Origin of the sequence: Micromonospora sp. AKA38 (assembly GCF_027925725.1) — a bacterium.
Lineage (GTDB): Bacteria > Actinomycetota > Actinomycetes > Mycobacteriales > Micromonosporaceae > Micromonospora.
Genome location: NZ_BNEI01000005.1, coordinates 1,715,992 through 1,733,595 on the forward strand (window position 1 = coordinate 1,715,992; position 17,604 = coordinate 1,733,595).

Here is a 17,604-nt window from a genome sequence, read left to right on the forward strand (position 1 = left end):
AGAGGAGCATGAGCTTCATCCGAACGCGCCGCGCCCGCAGGATCGCGGCGTCGGCCGTCGTCGTGGTGGCGGCAAGCATGATCAGCGGCGGCGCCGCGCAGGCGGTCAGCGGCGTCAGCCCGGTGCCGGCCGGGAGCTACTCGTTCACCGCGAAGATTCAGAGCGACCTGCGGGCCTGCTCCGCGGTGCTGGTCGCGCCGAGCTGGGTGATGACCACCGCGAGCTGCCTGGCGGAACCGGGCCAGCAGCTCGTCGCCGGCCCGCCCAGCCGACGCACCACCGTCACGGTCGGCCGAACGGATCTGAGCACCACTGCCGGGCACGTCCTCGCCGTCACGGCCGTGCTCCCCCACCCGACCCGCAACGTCGCGCTCGCCCAGGTGGAGAAGCCGGCGGACGGGGTGCCGCCGGTCGCCGTCGGCGCGTCCGCCGCGCCGGGCGAGGAGCTGCTGGCCGCGGGCTTCGGCCGGACCGCGACCGAGTGGGTGCCGGACAAGCTGCACGCCGGCACGTTCGCGGTCACCGGCGTCAGCACCGACACGCTCACCGTCGACGGCAGCGCCTCGGCCGCCAGCCTGTGCCGGGGCGACGCCGGTGGGCCGCTGCTGCGCACCGGCGCCGGCCAGCCGCAACTGGTCGCCCTGCACGACACCTCCTGGCAGGGTGGCTGCCTCGGCGAGACCGACACCCGGCGCGCCGCGACCGAGGTGCGGGTGGACGGTCTGGCCCCGTGGATCGCGGCGAGCACCAGCAACAACAACTACGTGGCGCTCTCCCCCGGCGGGCTCCTGCTGGACACCCGCACCGGCACCGGGGCCCCCGCCGGGCTCCGCGGCGCGAACAGCACCACCGACTTTCCGGTCCTCGGCGTCGGCGGGGTCCCCGCGGCGGGCGTCTCCGCGGTCCTGGTCGACGTGACCGCGGTCAGCCCGACCGCCAACACGTTCCTGACGGTGTTCCCGACGGGCTCCACCCGGCCGGCCACGTCGTCGCTCAACGCGTCGGCTGGTGGGATCATCTCGACGACCCAGGTGGTGCGTCCGGGCCCGGACGGCCGCGTCTCGGTCCACAACCCCGCCGGCAACGTCCACGTCGTCGTGGAGGTGCACGGCTACTTCACCGCCGGGGCGGGCGGTGGGCTGGTCGCCGTGCCGCACACCCGGGTGGTCGACACCCGCGACGGCACCGGCACCACCGTCGGCAAGATCCCGACCAACGGATCCCGGACGTTCACGTTCACCGGCGGCGTCGTCCCGAGCGGCGCGACAAGCGTGTTCCTGGACGTGGCCGTGGTCGGTTCGACGAGCGCCAGCTTCCTGCGGGCCTACCCGGAGGGCGGGGCCGACGCGACAAGCGTGCTCGACTACGTCAGCGGGGTCACCTCGCAGGGCGTCGCGGTCAAGCTCTCCTCCGCCGGTCGGGCCACCTTCTTCAACAAGGGCCCGGCGGTCGACCTGGTGATCTCCGTGCAGGGCTACGTGACCGCCGCCGCGTCGGGTGGCGCCGAACTGCGGCCGGTCCCGGCCCTGCAGGTGGTCGACACCCGGGCCAACGGCGGCACGCCGATGACGGCGCGGGGTGCCCTGTTCGTCAACCTGACCGACCCGGTGGGCATCTCGCCGGACGCGATGGGCGGCGCGCTGCTCTCGGTGACCACGGTGGGCCCGACCGGCTCGGGTTACCTGACCGTCGAGTCGGGCGCGGGCCCGTTCGCGACCACTCCCGACGGGCCGGTGGTGACCAGCCAGTCGGTGGCGAACTTCGCCGCCGGCCAGATCGCACGCACCACGATGGTGATGGTCAGGGTGAACGACGCCGGCCCGCGCTACGCGACCAGGAACATCCGGATCCTGAACGTCAGCGGTGGCACGACGCATGTCATCGTCACGCTGCACGGCTGGTTCAACAGGCCGCCGACCGCCTGAGCGGCCGTACGACCGGTGTCCGCCGCCCCGACCGTCCGATCGGTCGGGGCGGCGGACCGCTTTCCCCGTCCCGACCGCTCGGCTAGCCTCCCGGTCATGTCATCGACGTTGACCGAGGCCACGGATCCCTGGTGTCTGCGCCCCGGCGAGGCCGCCGACCTGCTGCGCGACCATCCGTGGCACCGGTTCGCGGTGCTCGGCGACAGCGTCGCGGAGGGCCTGTGCGAGCCGCTCGACGGCTACCCCGACGTGCAGTGGGCCGACCGGGTCGCGGCCGAGCTGCGGGCGGTGCGCCCGGAGCTGGCGTACCTCAACCTGGGGCGGCGCGGGCTGCGGGCGCACGAGGTGCGAGCCACGCAACTGGCCGACGCGCTGGCGTTCGGGCCGGACCTGGCGCTCGTGGTGTGCGGTGGCAACGACGCGTTCCGGCCCGGCTACGACCCCGACGCGGTCGACGGGGAGCTGGTCGCGATCATCACCGCGTTACGTGACGCCGGGGCGGACGTGATCACGGTGGGCATGTTCGACGTCTCGCACAGCCCGGCGGTGCGGGACACGCTGCGGGCCGGGCTGGGCGCGCGGATGCGCCGGCTGGCCCGGCACACCCGCGCGGTGGCCGAGCGCCTCGGCACGCTGCACGTGCACCTCACCGACCATCCGCTGGTCGCCGACCCCTCGCTCTACAGCGGCGACGGCCGGCACGGCAGCGCCCGCAGCGACGCCGTCGCCACCGCGGAAACGCTCCGGGTCCTCGCCACCCACCACACCCGTCATCGGTAGGGCGACGCCCGCCACCGGTGACGGGCCGGTTCCGCGAACACCGTCGGCCGATCGGCCCGGCCCGGCCGCGGTGACACCGGCGGGTGCCGTGGGCCGGCCGACCCGCCGCCAGACCGGCCCTCGCCGCGAGCGACGGGCGGGCGTACGAGCGCCTTTCGAGCTGATGGCGTAGACGACTCAGCACCCCGCGCCCTCAACCCCGCACTGCCCTGGCCGCCGCCCTCGCCGCCCGCCCGTTGACCAAGGAGTCGGCGTCGGGTCCACCGCGATACGGGACGGGAACTCTTCGATCACGTCACCGCCCGGCGGGGGCGTCCGGAGGCGGTCCGGGGCGGTCGGGGGTCAGGAGGCCGGTGAGCAGGGCACGCAGGGTGCGGGCGAACAGGTCGCCGTCGGGCGGGGTGGCGGCGTCGGCGAACGCGGCAGCCAGATGGGGGTACGCCGCCAGGTCGACGTGGTCGAACGTGACCACGCCGGTGGCCGCCGCGCTGCGGGCGAAGAGCGTGACCACGCCGGTGACCATGGCGACCGCCTCGAACTTGGCGGCGACCCCGGCCGGCACCGGTTGCAGGATGCGCAGGCAGGCGTCGAAGTAGGCGAGCGTGTTCGGCCCGGGGGCCGCGCGCCGGCCGAGCGCGTCGGCCAGCCACGGGTGCCGCCGGTGCAGCGCGAGCTGGCGGCGGGCCAGCCGCAGGAACTGCTCGACCCAGTCGCCGTCGTCGCTCGGGTAGGGCCGCAGCTCCCCCACGCACCTGTCGACCATCAGGTCGAGCAGGTCGTCGCGGGACGACAGGTGCCGGTAGAGCGAGCCGGCGGCCATGTCCAGCGCGCCGGCCACCGCCCGCATCGACACGGCGTCCAGCCCGCCGGCGTCGGCGAGCGTGACCGCGGCGGCGGCGATCTCGTCCCGGCCGTGTGTCGGGGTCGGCCCGCGGCTGCCGCGTGGCGGCCGGCTCCAGATCGACGGGCCGGGAGATCCGCCGCCGGCCGGATTCGTGGATGCGCCGCTCACCATCCCACTGTAAACTGCAAACGGCGTTCGCAGTTTCATGGGGTCGGAGGGAGCGGTCATGCAACGGATCACGGCCACGGACGGCGCGGGCATCGTCCTGCACTCCACAGGCACCGGGCCGGGGCTGGTGGTGGTGCACGGCGGCGGGGTGACGATCGCGGAGTACCGCCGGCTGGCCGCACGGCTCGCCGAGCGGTTCACCGTGCACCTCTACAACCGGCGGGGCCGGGCGGACGCCCCTCCCCGCCGCGAGCCGTACACGGTGGAGCAGGAGATCGACGACCTCGGCGCGGTGCTCGCGCACACCGGCGCCCGGTGGGCGGTCGGGCACAGCTACGGCGCGTTCGTGGTGCTGCGGGCCGCGCTGCGACTGCCGCTGGAGCGGATCGCGGTCTACGACGCCCCGCTGCGGCTGGCCGGACACGGCATGCCTATGGCGTTTCTCGAGCCGGCCGAGGCGGCCGTCCGGGCCGGGCAGAACGCCCGAGCCCTGGCCATCGTGGCCGCCGCCGTCGACCCGCAGAACCCGGCGTCGCGGCTGCCGCTGCCGGTCCGGGCCGCGATCACCCGGCTCTTCCTGCGCACCGAGATCGGGCGCACCATGGGCGCGCTGGTCGGGATGACGCTCGCCGAGTCACGGCAGATCGTGGTGCACGACGGGCCGGCCGAGCAGTACGCCGGCATCACCGCCGACACGCTCCTGATCAGCGGCGCCCGGGCCGCGCCGTTCTTCACCGAGACCAACGAGCTGCTGGCCACCGTCCTCCCGCACGCCCGCACGCTGCGCGTGCCCGGCAGCCCGCACAACGGCATCGCCGTGGCGCCGCCCGCCCTGATCACCCCCCTGACCGCCTTCTTCACCACCCCGGCCCAGGGTGGGATCAGTCGGTGAGCAGGATGCCGGACATCAGCACGCCCCGGGCCAGGTTGAGGACGCCCTCGCAGCCCGGGTAGCCGACCCGCGCCAACGCGCCGGAGGCGGTGCGGTCGAACAGGTACGGCGCGAGGCTGTACGGGACGTCGGCGGTGACCGTCTCGCCGGTCTCGATCCGCACGAAGTCCATCGCCACCCGGTCCGCCTCGTGGTAACGCTGGAGGATGTGGCCGCCCGCGTCGATCGCGGCGCGTACTCCGTCCTCCCAGGCCACCGCGCTCAGCTCCGGCCCGATCAGCACGCCGTGCCCGGCCGATCCGCCGGCCGGCTTGGCGACCAGCTCGGCCTGCTCGGCCAGCGCCCGGTCGAGCTGGTCGGCGGTGAGCGCGACGGTGTGCGGCACGTACCGGCGGACCAGCACCCGGTCGGGCTCCGGCAGCAGGTCCAGGTCGGCCCAGAGCCAGGCGTAGTTCAGCTTGTTGCTGAGCAGCCAGGCGGCGCTGCTGACGAACATCGGCAGCGTGCCGGCCGCCAGCGCGCCGGCCACCGCGTCCAGGCCGGCGCCGGGCGTGACCCGGTTCGGCACGAACAGCCGGAACAGCGCGTCCACCGGGGCGCCGCCGACCACCAGCCGACGTGCGGCGTCCAAGGTGGCGGTGGCGACCGGCGCGATCACCAGGTCGATGCCGAACGGCCGGGCCTGGTCGACGAGCGGAGAGAGGATCCGGATGAACGTCTCCGGGTCGTCCAGCCCCGGATACTCCGCCTCGAAGTCCATCAGCAGCGCCACCCGTGCGTCGGGCAGGCCGAGCGTGTCCCGGATGGCGACGAACCGCTGGTCCAGCAGGGACGGCGCGGGCCGTACCCGGTCGAGCAGGCCGGCGTCGCGGTACAGCTCCGCGTACCGCTGGATCACGGTGTCGGCGTCGAAGCCGCCGCCGAGGCTGCTGTCGATGTTGTACTCCACGATGCACGGCACGCCGCCGGAGAACAGCACGTCCGGCCGGTACGCGGCCAGCAGCCCGTCGTGCAGCTCCTCGTCCGGGTCGAGCAGCCGGGTCTCCCCGTCCGGCACGTCGAGCAGCCGGCGCAGCTCACCGGCGGTGCGGGCGCGCCGCTGGCACGCCTCCAGGATGAGCTGGGCGATCCGGTCGCAGACCTCGTTCAGCTCACGGAACGCGTCCGCGGTGAGCACCGGCGGGCGGGCCAGCCGCCACCGCGTGTTGTAGGTGGCCCGGCCGTGGAAGATCTTCTCCCAGGCGCCGGCGCCGGCCGTCACCATGGCCGACCGGGTGGACTCGGGCAGGTCGGTCCACGCCGCGCCGAGCGGCGGCCACGGGTAGTTCGGGTCCATCGTTCATCCGTCCTTGAGGGTCAGTTGGATGGCGGCGGTGAGCTGGTCCCGGCCGGGCTGCACGGCCCGGTCCAGGGCCGGCGCGAACGGCAGCACCGCGCCGTCGGGCCGGGTGACCCGCCGCGGCGGGGCGGCCAGCCGGACCCGCTCCACCACGGTCGCGATGATCTCCCCGGCGATGCCGCAGGACCGGTTGCCGTCGTCGACCACGACGAGGCGTCCGGTGCGGCTCACCGAGTCGACGAGTCCGTCCCAGTCGAACGGGTACAGCGTGCGGGGGTCGAAGACCTCCACCGACGCCTGACCGGCCAGCTCCTCGGCGACCGCGAGCGCCTCGTGCACCAGGTGCCCGACCGCGACCACGGTGACGTCGTCGCCGGCCCGGCGGACCACGCCCCGACCCAGCGGCACCGGCGCCGGGTCGGCCACGTCCTCCCGTAGGTCCAGCGCGCCGGCCGGGGCGAAGACCACCACCGGGTCGTCGCAGCGGATCGCGGAGACCAGCAGCCCGTACGCGTCGGCCGGGGTGGCCGGCACCACGGTGGTCACCCCGACGTGGGCGAACAACGCGTACGGGTGGTCGGAGTGCTGCCCGGCCCAGCCGGTACGGGAGCCGGAGCCGGGCACCAGGTAGGTGACCGGCACCGCGCACTGGCCGCCGGTCATCAGCGGGAACTTGTGCGCGTGGTTGACGATCTGCTCGAAGACCAGGAACAGCAGCGACGGGATCTGGAACTCCACCACCGGCCGGGCCCCGGCCAGCGCCGCGCCGGTGGCGAAACTGGTGAACGCCTGCTCCGACAGCGGCGTGTCGCGCACCCGCTCCGGGCCGAACTTCTTCACCAGCCCGGTGGTGACGTTGGCGGCGGCCACCCGGATGTCCTCGCCGAGCACCACCACCGACTCGTCGCGGGTCATCTCGTCGGCGAGCGCCCGGGTGAGCGCCCTACGGTAGGAGAGCCGGGGCATCAGCCACCTCCGGTCCGGGCGGTCAGCCCGCTGGCGTACAGGTGGTCCAGGGCGGTCGCCGGGTCCGGGTGCGGGCCGGCCAGCGCGAAGTCGACGGCGGCGGCCAGCACCGCCTCGACGGAGGCGTCGATCTCGGCCCGCGTCGCCGGGTCCAGCCGCGCGCCGGCGATCTCGACCGGGTCGCGGGAGCGGCCGTCGGCCACCTCCTGCGGCGGCCGGTAGTCGAGGCGTACCCGGTGTTCGAAGGTGTGGTGGGCGTCGAACCGGTAGGTGTGCGCCTCGATCAGCTCGGGTCCGCCGCCGGCGCGCATCCGCGCGACGGCGGCGGCTGCCGCCGCGCGTACCGTCTCCGGGTCCTGGCCGTCGACGGCGGTCGCCGGCATGCCGAACGCCTCGGCCCGCCCGGCGATCGTGCCGGCAACCGCGCCGGCGACCGGCATGGTGGTGGCGTAGCCGTTGTTCTCGCAGACGAACAACACCGGCACCCGCCAGAGCGCGGCCAGGTTGAACGCCTCCAGCAGCATCCCCTCGTTGACCGCGCCGTCGCCGAAGAACGTGGCGCCGACCAGGTCGGCGCCGCGCCGCCGGCGCTCCCACACCGCGCCGGTGAGGATCGCGCCGGCGGCCCCGACGATGGCGTTGGCGCCGAGCACGCCGACGCCGAAGTCGGCGGCGTGCATCGACCCGCCGCGGCCCCGGTTGAGCCCGGTGACCCGGCCGCACAGCTCGGCCAGCATCCGGGCCGGGTCGGCGCCCTTGGCCAGCACGTGTCCGTGCCCGCGGTGGGTGCCGGTCACCAGGTCGCCGGCGGTCAGCGCCGCGCAGACCCCGGCGGCGATCCCCTCCTGACCCAGGTACGGGTGGATGCCGCCGACGATCTCCCCGGCGTCGACCAGCTCGATCGCGCGCTCCTCGAAGCGGCGGATCAGCCGGACCGTCCGGTAGAGCGCGGCCGGGTCGGGGCCGGTCACGCCGGACGGCCCTCCTTGATCGCCGCGAGGATGTCGTCCCAGAGCCGGGCCCGGGCGGCGAGCGCGTCGTTCACCGTGTCCGCGCACTCCTGCCACTTGGTGTCGTCGTCGCCGCACAGGTCGGCGAGCATCTGCATGGCCATCGGGGTGTGCTGCTCGCCGTCGACCTCGATGTGCCGCTCCAGGTAGTCGACGAACGTGTTCAGCCGGTTGCTGCGCTCGTTGACGGCGACGACCTGGGTGAACATCTCCGGGATGAGGTCCTCCCGGCCGAACGCGAACGCCGCCGCCTGGCAGTGCACCGGGGTGGTCTCGATGATCCGCCAGGTGGTGCCCGCGAAGGCCGCCGACGGCGCCGGCACCCCGGCCTCGCCGAACGACTCGGTCACCGGCCGACCGGCGCGCAGCAGGTCCACCAGCTTGTCGACGGGAGTGGTGTCCGCGCCGGCCTCGGTCATGCCGCGCACGTAGAGCTCGAAGTGGCTGATGTAGCCCTCGCCCAGCTCGTCGCTCTCCTCGACCATGACGATGTCGTTGATCAGGCGGCGGCTGCCGGTCGGGCCGGTCGGGATCCACGGGACCGTGACGCAGGTGAGCTGGCGCTGCAACGACTTCAGCAGGGACATGAAGTCCCAGACCGCGAAGACGTGGTGCTCCATGAACGTCACCAGCGCCTCGTGGGTGTCCAGGTTGGCGTAGAGCGGGTGGTTGACCACCACGTCGCGGCGTTCGGTCACCGCCCGCTCCAGCCGCTCGATGCCCGGGTGCGTCTTCCCCCAGTCGTACCGTGACATTTGTCAGCCTCCCTGCTGGGCGCGATCGCGCCAGATAACCGGGCAGTAATCGGGGTCCGCGTAGTCCGGCCGGCCCTCGTGGGTGCGGCGGACCAGCACGTCGTGGTTGTACGCGGCGAGCGAGCCGTCGGAGAGCGGATACTCCCGCCAGGCGTTCTCGCCGTCCTGCAGGTGCAGCGAGATCGCCCGCCGGGGGCGACCGCTGACGTTCGCGCCGCTGCCGTGATAGGTACGGCAGTGGTGGAAGCTCATGTGCCCCTTGGGGATCACCATGGGGATCTTGCGGATCTCGGCGTGGTTGTACGCCGCGTTCTCGGCCAGCATCGCCTCGAGCTGGTCGCGGTCCCGGTCGGCGAAGTGCCGCACCACCGTGTCGTCCGCGCCGATCTCCCGCCACCGGTGCGAGCCGTCGACCATGGTGATGGTGCCCATCTCCACGCCGCAGTCGTGGAACGGGATGAACGCGGTGAGCATCTCCTCCGACGACGAAGACGCCCAGTAGTGCTTGTCGAAGTGCCAGGGCACGATGTTGGACGGCTCGCCGGCGATCGGCGGCTTCCAGATCAGCGTGGACTGGAAGATCCGGATCTCGACGGCCCGGGCCAGCCGGGCCGCGACCGCCCCGATCAGCGGCTTGCGCAGGATGCGGGCGATCCCGTCGTGCTCGTGGTGGACGTAGTCGTTGTGCCGCTGCACGTCGCCGCGCGACGGCTCCCAGTAGGCCAGCTTCGGCGGGCGTACCGGCAGCAGCCGGTCACGTTCCCCGGCGTAGTAGCCGTCGGTCGCCGCCACGAGTTCGTCCACCTCGTCGTCGGTGAACAGCTTCTTCGACAGGTACCAGCCGTGCTCGACGTAGTGCCGGACGTCGTCGTCGGAGGGCAGCAGCGCCTCCTCCTCGGCGGTCAGCCCGGGATCGATGGTGGTCATGCCGAGCCGGCCGGGCATGGCCTCACGGCCCTCGCTTCGCTCGGTGCGTTCACTCATGCCCCTACCCCTCCTACCCCTCCGGCCGCGACGACGGGGGTCGCCCCCGCCGCGGCCAGTTCACGTTCCTTCGCCTCGTAGAGCGCCTTGATGTTGCCGCTGCCGAAGGTGCGCGCCCCGCGCCGCTCGATGACCTCCAGGAAGAGCGTGCGACGCACGTGCATCGACTCGGTGAAGATCTGCAGGAGCTGGCCGTCGTGGTCGGAGTCGACCAGGATGCTCAGCTCACGCAGCCGGTCCACCGGCGCGTCCAGCCGGCCGACCCGCTGTTCCAGGTCGTCGTAGTAGGCGCCGGGCGTGCGGGCGAAACGCACTCCCCGGCCGGCGAGCGCGCCGACGGTGGCGACGATGTCGTCGGTTCGCAGCCCCAGGTGCTGCACACCGGCGCCGGCGTGCCAGCGCAGGAAGTCCTCGATCTGCCCGGGTCGGGCGCCCGTGTCCGGCTCCAGCAGCACCAGGGTGACCTGCCCGGACGGGCTCTGCACCACCTTGGAGTTCATCGCCTGCCCGCCGACCTCGACGTGCTCGGTGAAGATGTGCGCGAAGCCGAACACCTTCTCGTAGTGGGCCACCGTCTCGTCGAGCTGCCCGGGCGGCACGCAGACCGCCAGGTGGTCGACCTCGGCCAGCAGCGCGTCGCCGTCCGGTGCGGCGACCGGCTCGATCGCGCCGGGCAGGAACACGCTCCGGTCCCCGCGCCGCTCCACGAGCCGGTGCAGCACGTCGCCGAAGCCGCCGACCTCGGCGATCACCACCTCGGCGTCCGCGCCGGTGTAGGCGCGCGGCGGCGTCACCCCGGTCGCGCCGCGGGCCACCAGCTCCGCGTACGCCCCGGCGGCGTCGTCGACCGCGAGCGCGACCACGGCGATGCCGTCGCCGTGCCGGTGCACGTAGGTCGCGGCCGGGTGTTCCGCGGACAGGCCGGTGGTCAGCAGCAGCCGGATGCCGGCCTGGGCCAGCAGCAGGGACCGCTGCCCGGCCAGCCCGGTCTCCGGTCCGCCCTGGCCGTGCAGCCGGAACCCGACCGCGGTGTCGAAGTAGAAGGCCGCCTGCCGGGCGTCCCCCACGTAAAGCTCCAGATGGTCTATGCCGTTGATGTGCATGGGCTTCCCCCTGTTCCCCCCGTGGTGGCGACCCGGGCTCGTCGCCCGGGAATGGAGTCTCCGGTCAGGCCGCGGCCGGGGTGGCGACCCGGCGCAGCAGCAGGCTGACGTTCTGGCCGCCGAACCCGAACGAGTTCGACAGCGCGTGGTCGGTCCGGGTGGGCCGGGGCACGGCGCGGACGTGGTCCGCCTCGCACTCCGGGTCCGGGTCGTCCAGGTGGTAGGTGGGCGGGAGCAGGCCGCGCCGCAGCGCCAGCGCGGTGGCCGCGGCCTCCAGCACGCCGGACGCGCCGAGCAGGTGCCCGGTGAGCGCCTTGGTGGAGCTGACCGGCACGCCGCCGACGCCGAACACGTCGGCCAACGCGGTCGTCTCGGCGATGTCGCCGAGTTTGGTGCCGGTGCCGTGCGCGTTGACGTAGCCGACGTCCGCCGGCCCGATCCCACCGGCGGCGAGCGCCCGGCGCATGCACGCGGCCGCCCCGGCGCCGTCCGGCCGCGGCGCGGTCGGGTGGTACGCGTCGGTGTTGGTGCCGTAGCCGGCGACCTCGGCGTACCCGGTGACGCCCCGGGCGGCGGCGTGCCCGGCCCGTTCCAGCACCAGCAGCGCCGCACCCTCGGCGAGCACGAAGCCGTTGCGCCGCTTGTCGAACGGGCGGCTCGCCTCGGTGGGCTCGTCCCAGCCGCGCGCCAGTGCCCGGGCGTTGCCGAACGTGTCGGCGAACGTGCCGAACAGCGGCGCCTCGCTCGCCCCGCAGACCACCACGTCGGCCTCGTCGGCGCGGATCAGGCGTACCCCGTCGGCGACGGCCTGGGCGCCGGAGGCGCAGGCCGTGCCCACCGACGAGCTGTAGCCGCGGATGCCGTGCGCGATGGCGATCCGGGCCGACGGCATGTTCGGCAGGATGCCGGTGAGCAGGTACGGGCTGACCGCCGCCCGGCCACGTTCGGCGCGGGCCACGACCTGACGTTCCAGCGTGGCCATCCCGCCGACCCCGCCGACGATCACCGCGATCCGCTCCGGGTCGACGTCGCGCCCCACCTCGATGCCGGCGTCGGCGAGCGCCTCGGCGGCGGTGAGCAGCGCGAGCAGCACGACCCGGTCGAGCACCTTCGTCTCCGGTCCGGAGGCGACGCTGCGCGGGTCGATGTCGGGCAGCACCCCGGCCACCTCGAGGCTGTCCCGCGCGGGGTGCCCCTCGGGGGGCCGGCGCAGACCGGAGCGGCCGGTGAGCAGCGCGTCGAACGTCTCCGCGACGCCGCGACCGGCCGGCGTGAACAGCCCCATGCCGGTGATCACGGCGGTCATGACGGCGCCTCGGTCAGGTAGCGCTCGCGCAGCGCCACCTTGCGCACCTTGCCGGTCACGGTGACCGGGATGTCCTCGGCACGTACCGGCACCACCCGGCGCAGCGTGGCGGCCACGTCCGGGCCGAGCGCCGCGCGGATCGCGGCGGTGCGGTCCTGGGCCGGGTCGGCGCCGGCCGCCAGCTCCAGCAGCACGTCGGTGGTGACCGTCCCGTCGGCCTCCTTGACGATCACCACGGTGCAGTCGGTGACGTCGGCGCAGGAGGCGAGGATCCGCTCCTCGGACAGCGCGGTGAAGAACCGCTTCCCGCCCGCCACCTCGACCGAGTCGACCGCCCGGTCCAGGTGGTAGTAGCGGCCGTCGTCGTCGGCGTACACCAGGTCGCCGGTCAGGTACCAGCCGCGCAGCCGGAACCGGTAGGTGGTGACCGAGTCGTTCCAGTAGCCCCGGAACAGCGACGGCGAGTCGATGCCCAGCCAGCCGACCTGCCCGGCCGGCAGCTCGTTGCCGTCGGCGTCGAGCACGGCCACCCGCGCGAACCGGTACGGGCGGCCGACGCAGCGGCCGTAGCGGTCGGTGTCCACGGTGTGCGTGATGTGGAACATCGAGTGGCCCATCTCGCTGGAGCCCAACCCGTCGATGAACACCGAGCCGGGCACCCGGGTCACCCCGGCGCGGGTCACCACGTCCCGCGAGCCGACCGCGACCAGCCGGCGCACGTGCGGCTCGTGCGAGCAGTCACCGGTGTTGAACCACAGCCGCACCGAGTCCAGGTCGTAGCCGGACAGGTCGAAGCGGGCCAGTTCGGCCCAGGTCATCGAGAAGCCGAAGACGCCGTCCGGCCGCCACCGCTGGATCGCGTCGAGCACCCGTTCGCCGCCCTGCTCGGAGAGCAGGTACATCTGGGCGCGGTTGCCCAACGCCTGGTTGACCATGAGCACGGTGGCGGTGTGCGGGGCGGGCAGCGCGTTGAGGATCCGGGTGGTGCCCTGCGCCTGCGGCATGGACAGCAGGTGCCGGGTGGCGGCGAAGAGGCTGGCGTGCGAGTGCAGCACCGCCTTCGGCACGCCGGTGGTGCCGGACGTGTGCGTGATGACGATCGGGTCGTCGGGGTGGTGCCGGTAGTGCGCGGGCGCGGCGGCCGGATCGCCGGCACCGGCGTGCGCCGGCTCACCGAGCAGCGGGGCGCCCAGGTCGTGCCCGGCCAGCGCGGCGGCGTGGTCGGCGTCGGCGAGCACGCCGGCGGCACGCAGCCGGCGAATGTACTCGGCGGCGATCTCCGGGCGCAGCCGGCCGTTCATCAGCGCCGGGATGGCGCCGAGGCGGGTCAGCGCCAGGAACGACAGCACCATGTCGGCAGCGGTGCCGGCCCAGACCGCGACCGGATCGCGCGGCTGCACGCCACGTTCGTGCAGCCAGGCCGCCCGGGCGGTGACCATCCGGTCGAGTTCGCCCAGGGTCAGCGGGGTCTCGGCCGGGTGGCCGTCGACAGCGGTGTCGAAGGTGAGCCCCGGCCCGTCCGGGTCGGCGCCGTGGGCCAGCACCCGGGCCAGCACGTTGCCCGCGCCCAGTTCGGTGTCGGCGGCAAGCGCGCCGCGTAGACCTTTCGTCCTCATTGACGTGTCTCCTCCCCCAGCAGCACCGCGGTCGCCTCGCCCGGCGCTCCGTCCGGTGCCGGTTCGATCAGGATCAGCAACGCCTGCGCGGCGTCGCCGTCGTGGCACAGCAGGTCCACCTCGGCCGCACCCTCGGCCCGGGGGTCCCCGGTGGGGCTCAGGCACACCACCGGCCCGTCCAGTCCCCAGCGCGCCGCCACGTGCCCGGCCACGCTGTTCGGCACCGACTGGAAGAAGAACAGCGGGCCGACCCGCCCGCCGGCGGCCACCGTCTGCCGGACGTGCACCGCCCCGGCCGTGTCGCCGGCGGCGCTGACCAGCACCACCGCCGTCCGGTTGTCGGCCGGCAACGGCCCGGCGCCGTACCGCCGGGTGAGGCACCGCTCGGCGACGGCCACCACCAGCGGGTGGAAGGGCGAGTGCACGAACCCCGGCACCCCGGGCGGCGCCCCGTCCCCGTCCTCCGGCCAGCGCGCCTCGGCCAGCACCGCCCACGCCGACTGCCCCGCGGTCACGGGGCACCCACCAGCAGCGCGGTGTTGGCGCCGCCGAAGGCGGCGTTGAGGGTCAGCGCGTACGGGGTCGGGGCGGGTCGGGGGGCGTCACGGATGACGTCGAGCGGGCAGTCCGGGTCCGGGGCCAGCCAGCCGGCCGTGGGCGGCAGCTTGCCGCGCCCCAGCGCCAGCACGGTGACCACCAGTTCGAGCAGCCCGGACGCCTCCAACGCGTGCCCGTGCACCGACTTGGTGGCGCTGACCGGCAGCCGCCCGGCCAGGTCGCCGAAGACCCGGACCAGCGCCGCCGCCTCCGAGGCGTCGCTGAACGGGGTGCCGGTGGCGTTGGCGTTGACGTAGCCGACCTCGGCCGGGGGCAGCCCGGCGCGGCGCAGCGCCGACTCGGCCGCCCGGGCCAGCCCGAGCCCGCCCGGGTGCGGCTGGCAGGCGTGGTAGGCGTCCCCGGCGCGGCCCCAACCGGCCACCGTGGCCAGCGTCGGCGCGCCCCGTCGGGCGGCGACGTCGGCCGACTCCAGCACCACGGCGGCCACCCCGTCACCGAGCAGCAGTCCTTTCCGGCCGGCGCTGAACGGGCGTACCGCCCCGTCGGCGGCGAGCGCCCGGCCGGCGTCGAAGAGCGCGTACTGGTCGGGTTCGACCAGGTAGCCGGCCGCGACCACGACCCGCTCCAGGTCGCCGCGCCGGATCAGCGCGGCGGCGTCGGCGACCGCGGTGCTCGCCGAGACGCAGGCGCTGGTGTAGACCCGGGTGGGTCCGCCGAGGCCGCAGCGGTCCGCCAGGTGACCGGCGAGCGCCGGCACCGGGGGCCCGAGCCGCCCGCCGTCCGCCGCGCCCGGCACGTCCGACGGCTCCGCCGGCCACTCGGGTACGGGCAGCGAGTGCGGCCCGCCGTGGGTGGCCAGGAACAGCGCCGTGCCCGCCCGGTCGGTCGGGTCCAGCCCGGCGGCCCGGCCGGCGCGGTCGATCGCGTCGGCCAGCTCGTCGGCGAGCGTGCCGACCTCCGGCAGCGTGGCCGCCACGGTGACGCGTCGGCCGGTGGTGTCGAATCGGCGCACCGGGCGGAACGCCGGGGCGCCGGTGAGCACCCCGGACAGCAGCGCGTCGGCGCCCCGGCCGAGGGCGCTGACCGCGTGCATGCCGATGATCCGTACGGGACCCCGCTCAGCCATCTGCGGGAGCGGTCAGCGAGGCGCGGAACACGGTCAACGCGTCGTCGACGGTGCGGACGCCGGCGACCTGGTCGTCGGTCAGGTCCAGCCGGCGGTCGAACCGCTGCTCGACGAGGTGCACCAGCCAGGCCAGTTCCATCGAGCCGAGCCGGTCCGGGACCTGGTCGGTGGGCTTCGCGGTCAGTTCGGCGAGCATCTGCACCAGGTCAGCTCGCCCCAGGTCGGGCTGACCGGACATCAGGAGTTGTCGCTGTTCGCAGCCGCCCGGTCGGCGACCATGGTGGTGAACTCGCCGACCGTCATCAGGGCCAGCTTCTCCGACTCGTCGTCGGCGAACTTCAACCCGTACCGGTCCTCGACCCGGACGGCGAGGTCGGCCAGCGCCAGCGACTCCAGGTCGACGCCGGAAGGGCCGAGGGTGGTGCCGTCGTCGAGGTCCTCGACGTCGTAGTTCATGTCGGCGAGCTGGTCGATGACGAAGGTGCGGACCTCGTCGCGCATGGGTGGGACCTCATTTCGGGGTAACCAGTTTCCGGTGCCCGGTCGGGACACCGTGTCCGGATGGGCCGGCCGGGCCGCCGGCGTCCAGCGGGAGCTGACGCGGCGGCTGCTCCGGCGCACGGGTGGCGCGCCGGCCGGTCCGGGGCGGGGATCGGGGTGGGCCGGGCGGCCGGCGGACGCCCGGTGGTGCTCGCGCAGCGGGCCGGTCACGTGGCCGCGTCCCGCAGCGCCGGGGCGGAGCGGACCAGCTTGCCGGTGGTGGTGCGGGGCAACTGGTCGAGCAGGTGCAGCGTGCGGGGCCGTTTGAAGCCGGCCAGCCGCTCGGCGATCAGATGGTCCAGCGTCTCCTCGGTCGTCGCGCCGTCGGTCTGCACGTAGGCGCTGATCCCGTCGTCCCAGACCACCACCGCGGCGGTCACCCCGGGCAGGCCGGCGACGGTGGCCTCCACCTCGGTCAGGTCGACCTTCAGGCCACCCACCGACACCTGCGAGTCGAGCCGGCCCCGGATCGTCACCAGCCCGGTCTCCGGGTCGACCACGCCGGCGTCGCGGGTGTGCAGCCAGCCGTCGGCCCAGCGGGTCGGGTCGGAAAGCCCGACGTACGGGTTGGCCGGGCAGCTCACCCACAGCTCGCCGTCCTGCTCCCGGACCCGGATGCCCGGGGCCGGCGCGATGGCGGGACGGTTCCGCCCGTACAGGTCGGTGCCGATGACGCCGACCTCGGTCATCCCGTACATGTTGCCCAGCGGGACGCCGTAGCGGTCGGTGAAGGCCCGGGCCACCGCGGCGGGCACCAGCTCACCGCCGGTGGTCATGCGCGCGAACTGGGGCAGCGGGCCGGAGGGCACGGTGGAGGCGAGCAGCCCGATGTGGAACGGCACGCCGAGCACGGTGGCCGGGGTGTCCTGGGCGGCGATCGCGGCGAGCACGGCGTCGCCGCTGAGCCGCTCCGGCGGGCACAGCTCGACGCCGGCGTGCAGGCCGTAGAGCAGGCCGCCGACCAGGCCGAGCACGTGCACCATGCTGGGCAGCAGGATGATGCGCTCGCCGGGCCGCGCCACCCCGTCGATCTCGGTGTAGCGACGCACCTCGGCGACCAGGTCGGCGGCGGTGCGGCCGATCACCTTGGACGGGCCGGTGGAGCCGGAGCTGAGCTGGATGACCGCGTGCGGGCTGCCGGCCGGACGGTCGGAGTACGCGGTGACGCCGGCGTCGACGTCGACAAAGACGCGCAGCGCGCCGCCGCCGGAGCGGACCGGCGCGACCACCACCTGCGGGGTGAGCCGACGCAGCGCCCGGTCGACCTCGTGGTCGGTGAGCCGGTGGTCGAGCAGCACCGCCTGGGCGCCGGTGCGCCAGGTGGCCAGCAGGTGCGCCACGTACGCCAGCGACGGGGGCAGGCGCAGCGCCGCCGCCCCGCCGGCGCGCAGCCCGGCCCCGGTCAGCCGGGCCTGCGCCTCGCCGACCAGCCGGCGCAACGTGCCCCGGTCGACCGGGTCGGGCAGGCGGAGACAGACGTCGCTGTCGCGCCCGGCGAGCAGGATGTCGTCCACCCAGCCCGCCGTCGATACGGCATCTTGCGCCCCGGTCACGACCCGCCACCGCCCAGCCTGAAAGTGGGCGGGGAACCCGCCCGAGAAGAATGCCCTTCGCGTTCGCTGCCCGGAACACTACGAGGGCCTTCTCGGCATCACCAGATGCAAATGGCTAGATCCAAAACAGCGGCTGGGT

General features: G+C 74.5%; 17 protein-coding genes. 3 read left to right on the forward strand and 14 right to left on the reverse strand.

The genetic code is table 11. The features are described from left to right. The first annotated feature begins 8 nt into the window (after positions 1-8). Together TPA0908_RS24615 and TPA0908_RS24620 are read left to right on the forward strand one after the other, a co-directional pair. Complete coding sequence (locus TPA0908_RS24615; RefSeq protein ID WP_281941726.1) at positions 9-1,925, forward strand: trypsin-like serine protease; 1,917 nt, start codon at positions 9-11, stop codon at positions 1,923-1,925. 96 nt (positions 1,926-2,021) lie between these two features. Beyond that, the gene (locus tag TPA0908_RS24620) at positions 2,022-2,705 is read left to right on the forward strand and encodes an SGNH/GDSL hydrolase family protein (RefSeq protein WP_281941728.1); all 684 of its coding nucleotides are present in this window, start codon (positions 2,022-2,024) and stop codon (positions 2,703-2,705) included. Positions 2,706-3,000: 295 nt separating this feature from the next. On the opposite strand, the gene TPA0908_RS24625 is transcribed toward TPA0908_RS24620, so the two are convergent. Further along, on the reverse strand, positions 3,001-3,717 hold the full coding sequence (locus TPA0908_RS24625) for a TetR/AcrR family transcriptional regulator (RefSeq protein ID WP_281941730.1): 717 nt from the start codon (positions 3,715-3,717) through the stop codon (positions 3,001-3,003). A 58-nt stretch (positions 3,718-3,775) separates the two neighbouring features. Between TPA0908_RS24625 and TPA0908_RS24630 the strand changes: the two genes are divergently transcribed. Next, positions 3,776-4,609, forward strand: coding sequence for an alpha/beta fold hydrolase (locus TPA0908_RS24630; RefSeq protein ID WP_281941732.1), 834 nt, complete (start codon positions 3,776-3,778; stop codon positions 4,607-4,609). On the opposite strand, the gene TPA0908_RS24635 is transcribed toward TPA0908_RS24630, so the two are convergent. The 13 genes from TPA0908_RS24635 to TPA0908_RS24695 all read right to left on the reverse strand — a co-directional run bounded on the left by TPA0908_RS24635 (position 4,599) and on the right by TPA0908_RS24695 (position 17,426). Next, complete coding sequence (locus TPA0908_RS24635; RefSeq protein WP_281941733.1) at positions 4,599-5,945, reverse strand: hypothetical protein; 1,347 nt, start codon at positions 5,943-5,945, stop codon at positions 4,599-4,601. The two genes, TPA0908_RS24630 and TPA0908_RS24635, sit on opposite strands and share 11 nt — an antisense overlap. A 3-nt stretch (positions 5,946-5,948) precedes the next feature. Beyond that, positions 5,949-6,914, reverse strand: a complete 966-nt coding sequence (locus TPA0908_RS24640; protein WP_107160317.1) for an alpha-ketoacid dehydrogenase subunit beta — start codon at positions 6,912-6,914, stop codon at positions 5,949-5,951. Beyond that, on the reverse strand, positions 6,914-7,885 hold the full coding sequence (locus TPA0908_RS24645; protein WP_281941735.1) for a thiamine pyrophosphate-dependent dehydrogenase E1 component subunit alpha: 972 nt from the start codon (positions 7,883-7,885) through the stop codon (positions 6,914-6,916). Before TPA0908_RS24645 ends, TPA0908_RS24640 begins: the two co-directional genes overlap by 1 nt. Further along, positions 7,882-8,679 carry a DUF3050 domain-containing protein gene (locus tag TPA0908_RS24650; RefSeq protein ID WP_281941737.1) on the reverse strand — a complete coding sequence of 266 codons (798 nt, stop codon included), beginning with the start codon at positions 8,677-8,679 and terminating at the stop codon, positions 7,882-7,884. The genes TPA0908_RS24645 and TPA0908_RS24650 overlap by 4 nt, the downstream gene beginning before the upstream one ends. A gap of 3 nt (positions 8,680-8,682) precedes the next feature. Further along, positions 8,683-9,606, reverse strand: a complete 924-nt coding sequence (locus TPA0908_RS24655) for a phytanoyl-CoA dioxygenase family protein (RefSeq protein WP_281942692.1) — start codon at positions 9,604-9,606, stop codon at positions 8,683-8,685. Between the two features lie 53 nt (positions 9,607-9,659). Beyond that, positions 9,660-10,766: a 4-hydroxyphenylpyruvate dioxygenase gene (gene hppD / locus TPA0908_RS24660; protein ID WP_281941739.1), complete on the reverse strand. Its 1,107-nt coding sequence runs from the start codon at positions 10,764-10,766 to the stop codon at positions 9,660-9,662. Between the two features lie 64 nt (positions 10,767-10,830). Continuing rightward, on the reverse strand, positions 10,831-12,072 hold the full coding sequence (locus TPA0908_RS24665; RefSeq protein WP_281941741.1) for a beta-ketoacyl-[acyl-carrier-protein] synthase family protein: 1,242 nt from the start codon (positions 12,070-12,072) through the stop codon (positions 10,831-10,833). Beyond that, positions 12,069-13,688: a class I adenylate-forming enzyme family protein gene (locus tag TPA0908_RS24670; RefSeq protein ID WP_281941743.1), complete on the reverse strand. Its 1,620-nt coding sequence runs from the start codon at positions 13,686-13,688 to the stop codon at positions 12,069-12,071. The genes TPA0908_RS24665 and TPA0908_RS24670 overlap by 4 nt, the downstream gene beginning before the upstream one ends. After that, positions 13,685-14,203: a beta-ketoacyl synthase chain length factor gene (locus tag TPA0908_RS24675; protein WP_281941745.1), complete on the reverse strand. Its 519-nt coding sequence runs from the start codon at positions 14,201-14,203 to the stop codon at positions 13,685-13,687. Before TPA0908_RS24675 ends, TPA0908_RS24670 begins: the two co-directional genes overlap by 4 nt. Further along, positions 14,200-15,372 carry a beta-ketoacyl-[acyl-carrier-protein] synthase family protein gene (locus TPA0908_RS24680; protein WP_281941747.1) on the reverse strand — a complete coding sequence of 391 codons (1,173 nt, stop codon included), beginning with the start codon at positions 15,370-15,372 and terminating at the stop codon, positions 14,200-14,202. Before TPA0908_RS24680 ends, TPA0908_RS24675 begins: the two co-directional genes overlap by 4 nt. Beyond that, positions 15,365-15,610, reverse strand: a complete 246-nt coding sequence (locus TPA0908_RS24685) for a hypothetical protein (protein WP_107160333.1) — start codon at positions 15,608-15,610, stop codon at positions 15,365-15,367. The genes TPA0908_RS24680 and TPA0908_RS24685 overlap by 8 nt, the downstream gene beginning before the upstream one ends. Next, positions 15,610-15,873 (reverse strand): acyl carrier protein, encoded by a 264-nt coding sequence (locus TPA0908_RS24690; protein WP_107160335.1) that lies wholly within the window; start codon positions 15,871-15,873, stop codon positions 15,610-15,612. The genes TPA0908_RS24685 and TPA0908_RS24690 overlap by 1 nt, the downstream gene beginning before the upstream one ends. 206 nt (positions 15,874-16,079) lie before the next feature. After that, entirely contained in the window at positions 16,080-17,426 is a 1,347-nt protein-coding gene (locus tag TPA0908_RS24695; protein WP_281941750.1) for a class I adenylate-forming enzyme family protein, read from the reverse strand. Positions 17,427-17,604 lie beyond the last annotated feature (178 nt).

Excerpts from the sequence above, each read along its gene's own strand:
- TPA0908_RS24615 (WP_281941726.1), top strand. The coding sequence starts at position 9 with ATGAGCTTCATCCGAACGCGCCGCGCCCGCAGGATCGCGGCGTCGGCC.
- TPA0908_RS24620 (WP_281941728.1), top strand. The coding sequence starts at position 2,022 with ATGTCATCGACGTTGACCGAGGCCACGGATCCCTGGTGTCTGCGCCCC.
- TPA0908_RS24630 (WP_281941732.1), top strand. The coding sequence starts at position 3,776 with ATGCAACGGATCACGGCCACGGACGGCGCGGGCATCGTCCTGCACTCC.
- TPA0908_RS24635 (WP_281941733.1), bottom strand. The coding sequence starts at position 5,945 with ATGGACCCGAACTACCCGTGGCCGCCGCTCGGCGCGGCGTGGACCGAC.
- TPA0908_RS24640 (WP_107160317.1), bottom strand. The coding sequence starts at position 6,914 with ATGCCCCGGCTCTCCTACCGTAGGGCGCTCACCCGGGCGCTCGCCGAC.
- TPA0908_RS24650 (WP_281941737.1), bottom strand. The coding sequence starts at position 8,679 with ATGTCACGGTACGACTGGGGGAAGACGCACCCGGGCATCGAGCGGCTG.
- TPA0908_RS24655 (WP_281942692.1), bottom strand. The coding sequence starts at position 9,606 with ATGACCACCATCGATCCCGGGCTGACCGCCGAGGAGGAGGCGCTGCTG.
- hppD (WP_281941739.1), bottom strand. The coding sequence starts at position 10,766 with ATGCACATCAACGGCATAGACCATCTGGAGCTTTACGTGGGGGACGCC.
- TPA0908_RS24665 (WP_281941741.1), bottom strand. The coding sequence starts at position 12,072 with ATGACCGCCGTGATCACCGGCATGGGGCTGTTCACGCCGGCCGGTCGC.
- TPA0908_RS24670 (WP_281941743.1), bottom strand. The coding sequence starts at position 13,688 with ATGAGGACGAAAGGTCTACGCGGCGCGCTTGCCGCCGACACCGAACTG.
- TPA0908_RS24680 (WP_281941747.1), bottom strand. The coding sequence starts at position 15,372 with ATGGCTGAGCGGGGTCCCGTACGGATCATCGGCATGCACGCGGTCAGC.
- TPA0908_RS24685 (WP_107160333.1), bottom strand. The coding sequence starts at position 15,610 with ATGTCCGGTCAGCCCGACCTGGGGCGAGCTGACCTGGTGCAGATGCTC.
- TPA0908_RS24690 (WP_107160335.1), bottom strand. The coding sequence starts at position 15,873 with ATGCGCGACGAGGTCCGCACCTTCGTCATCGACCAGCTCGCCGACATG.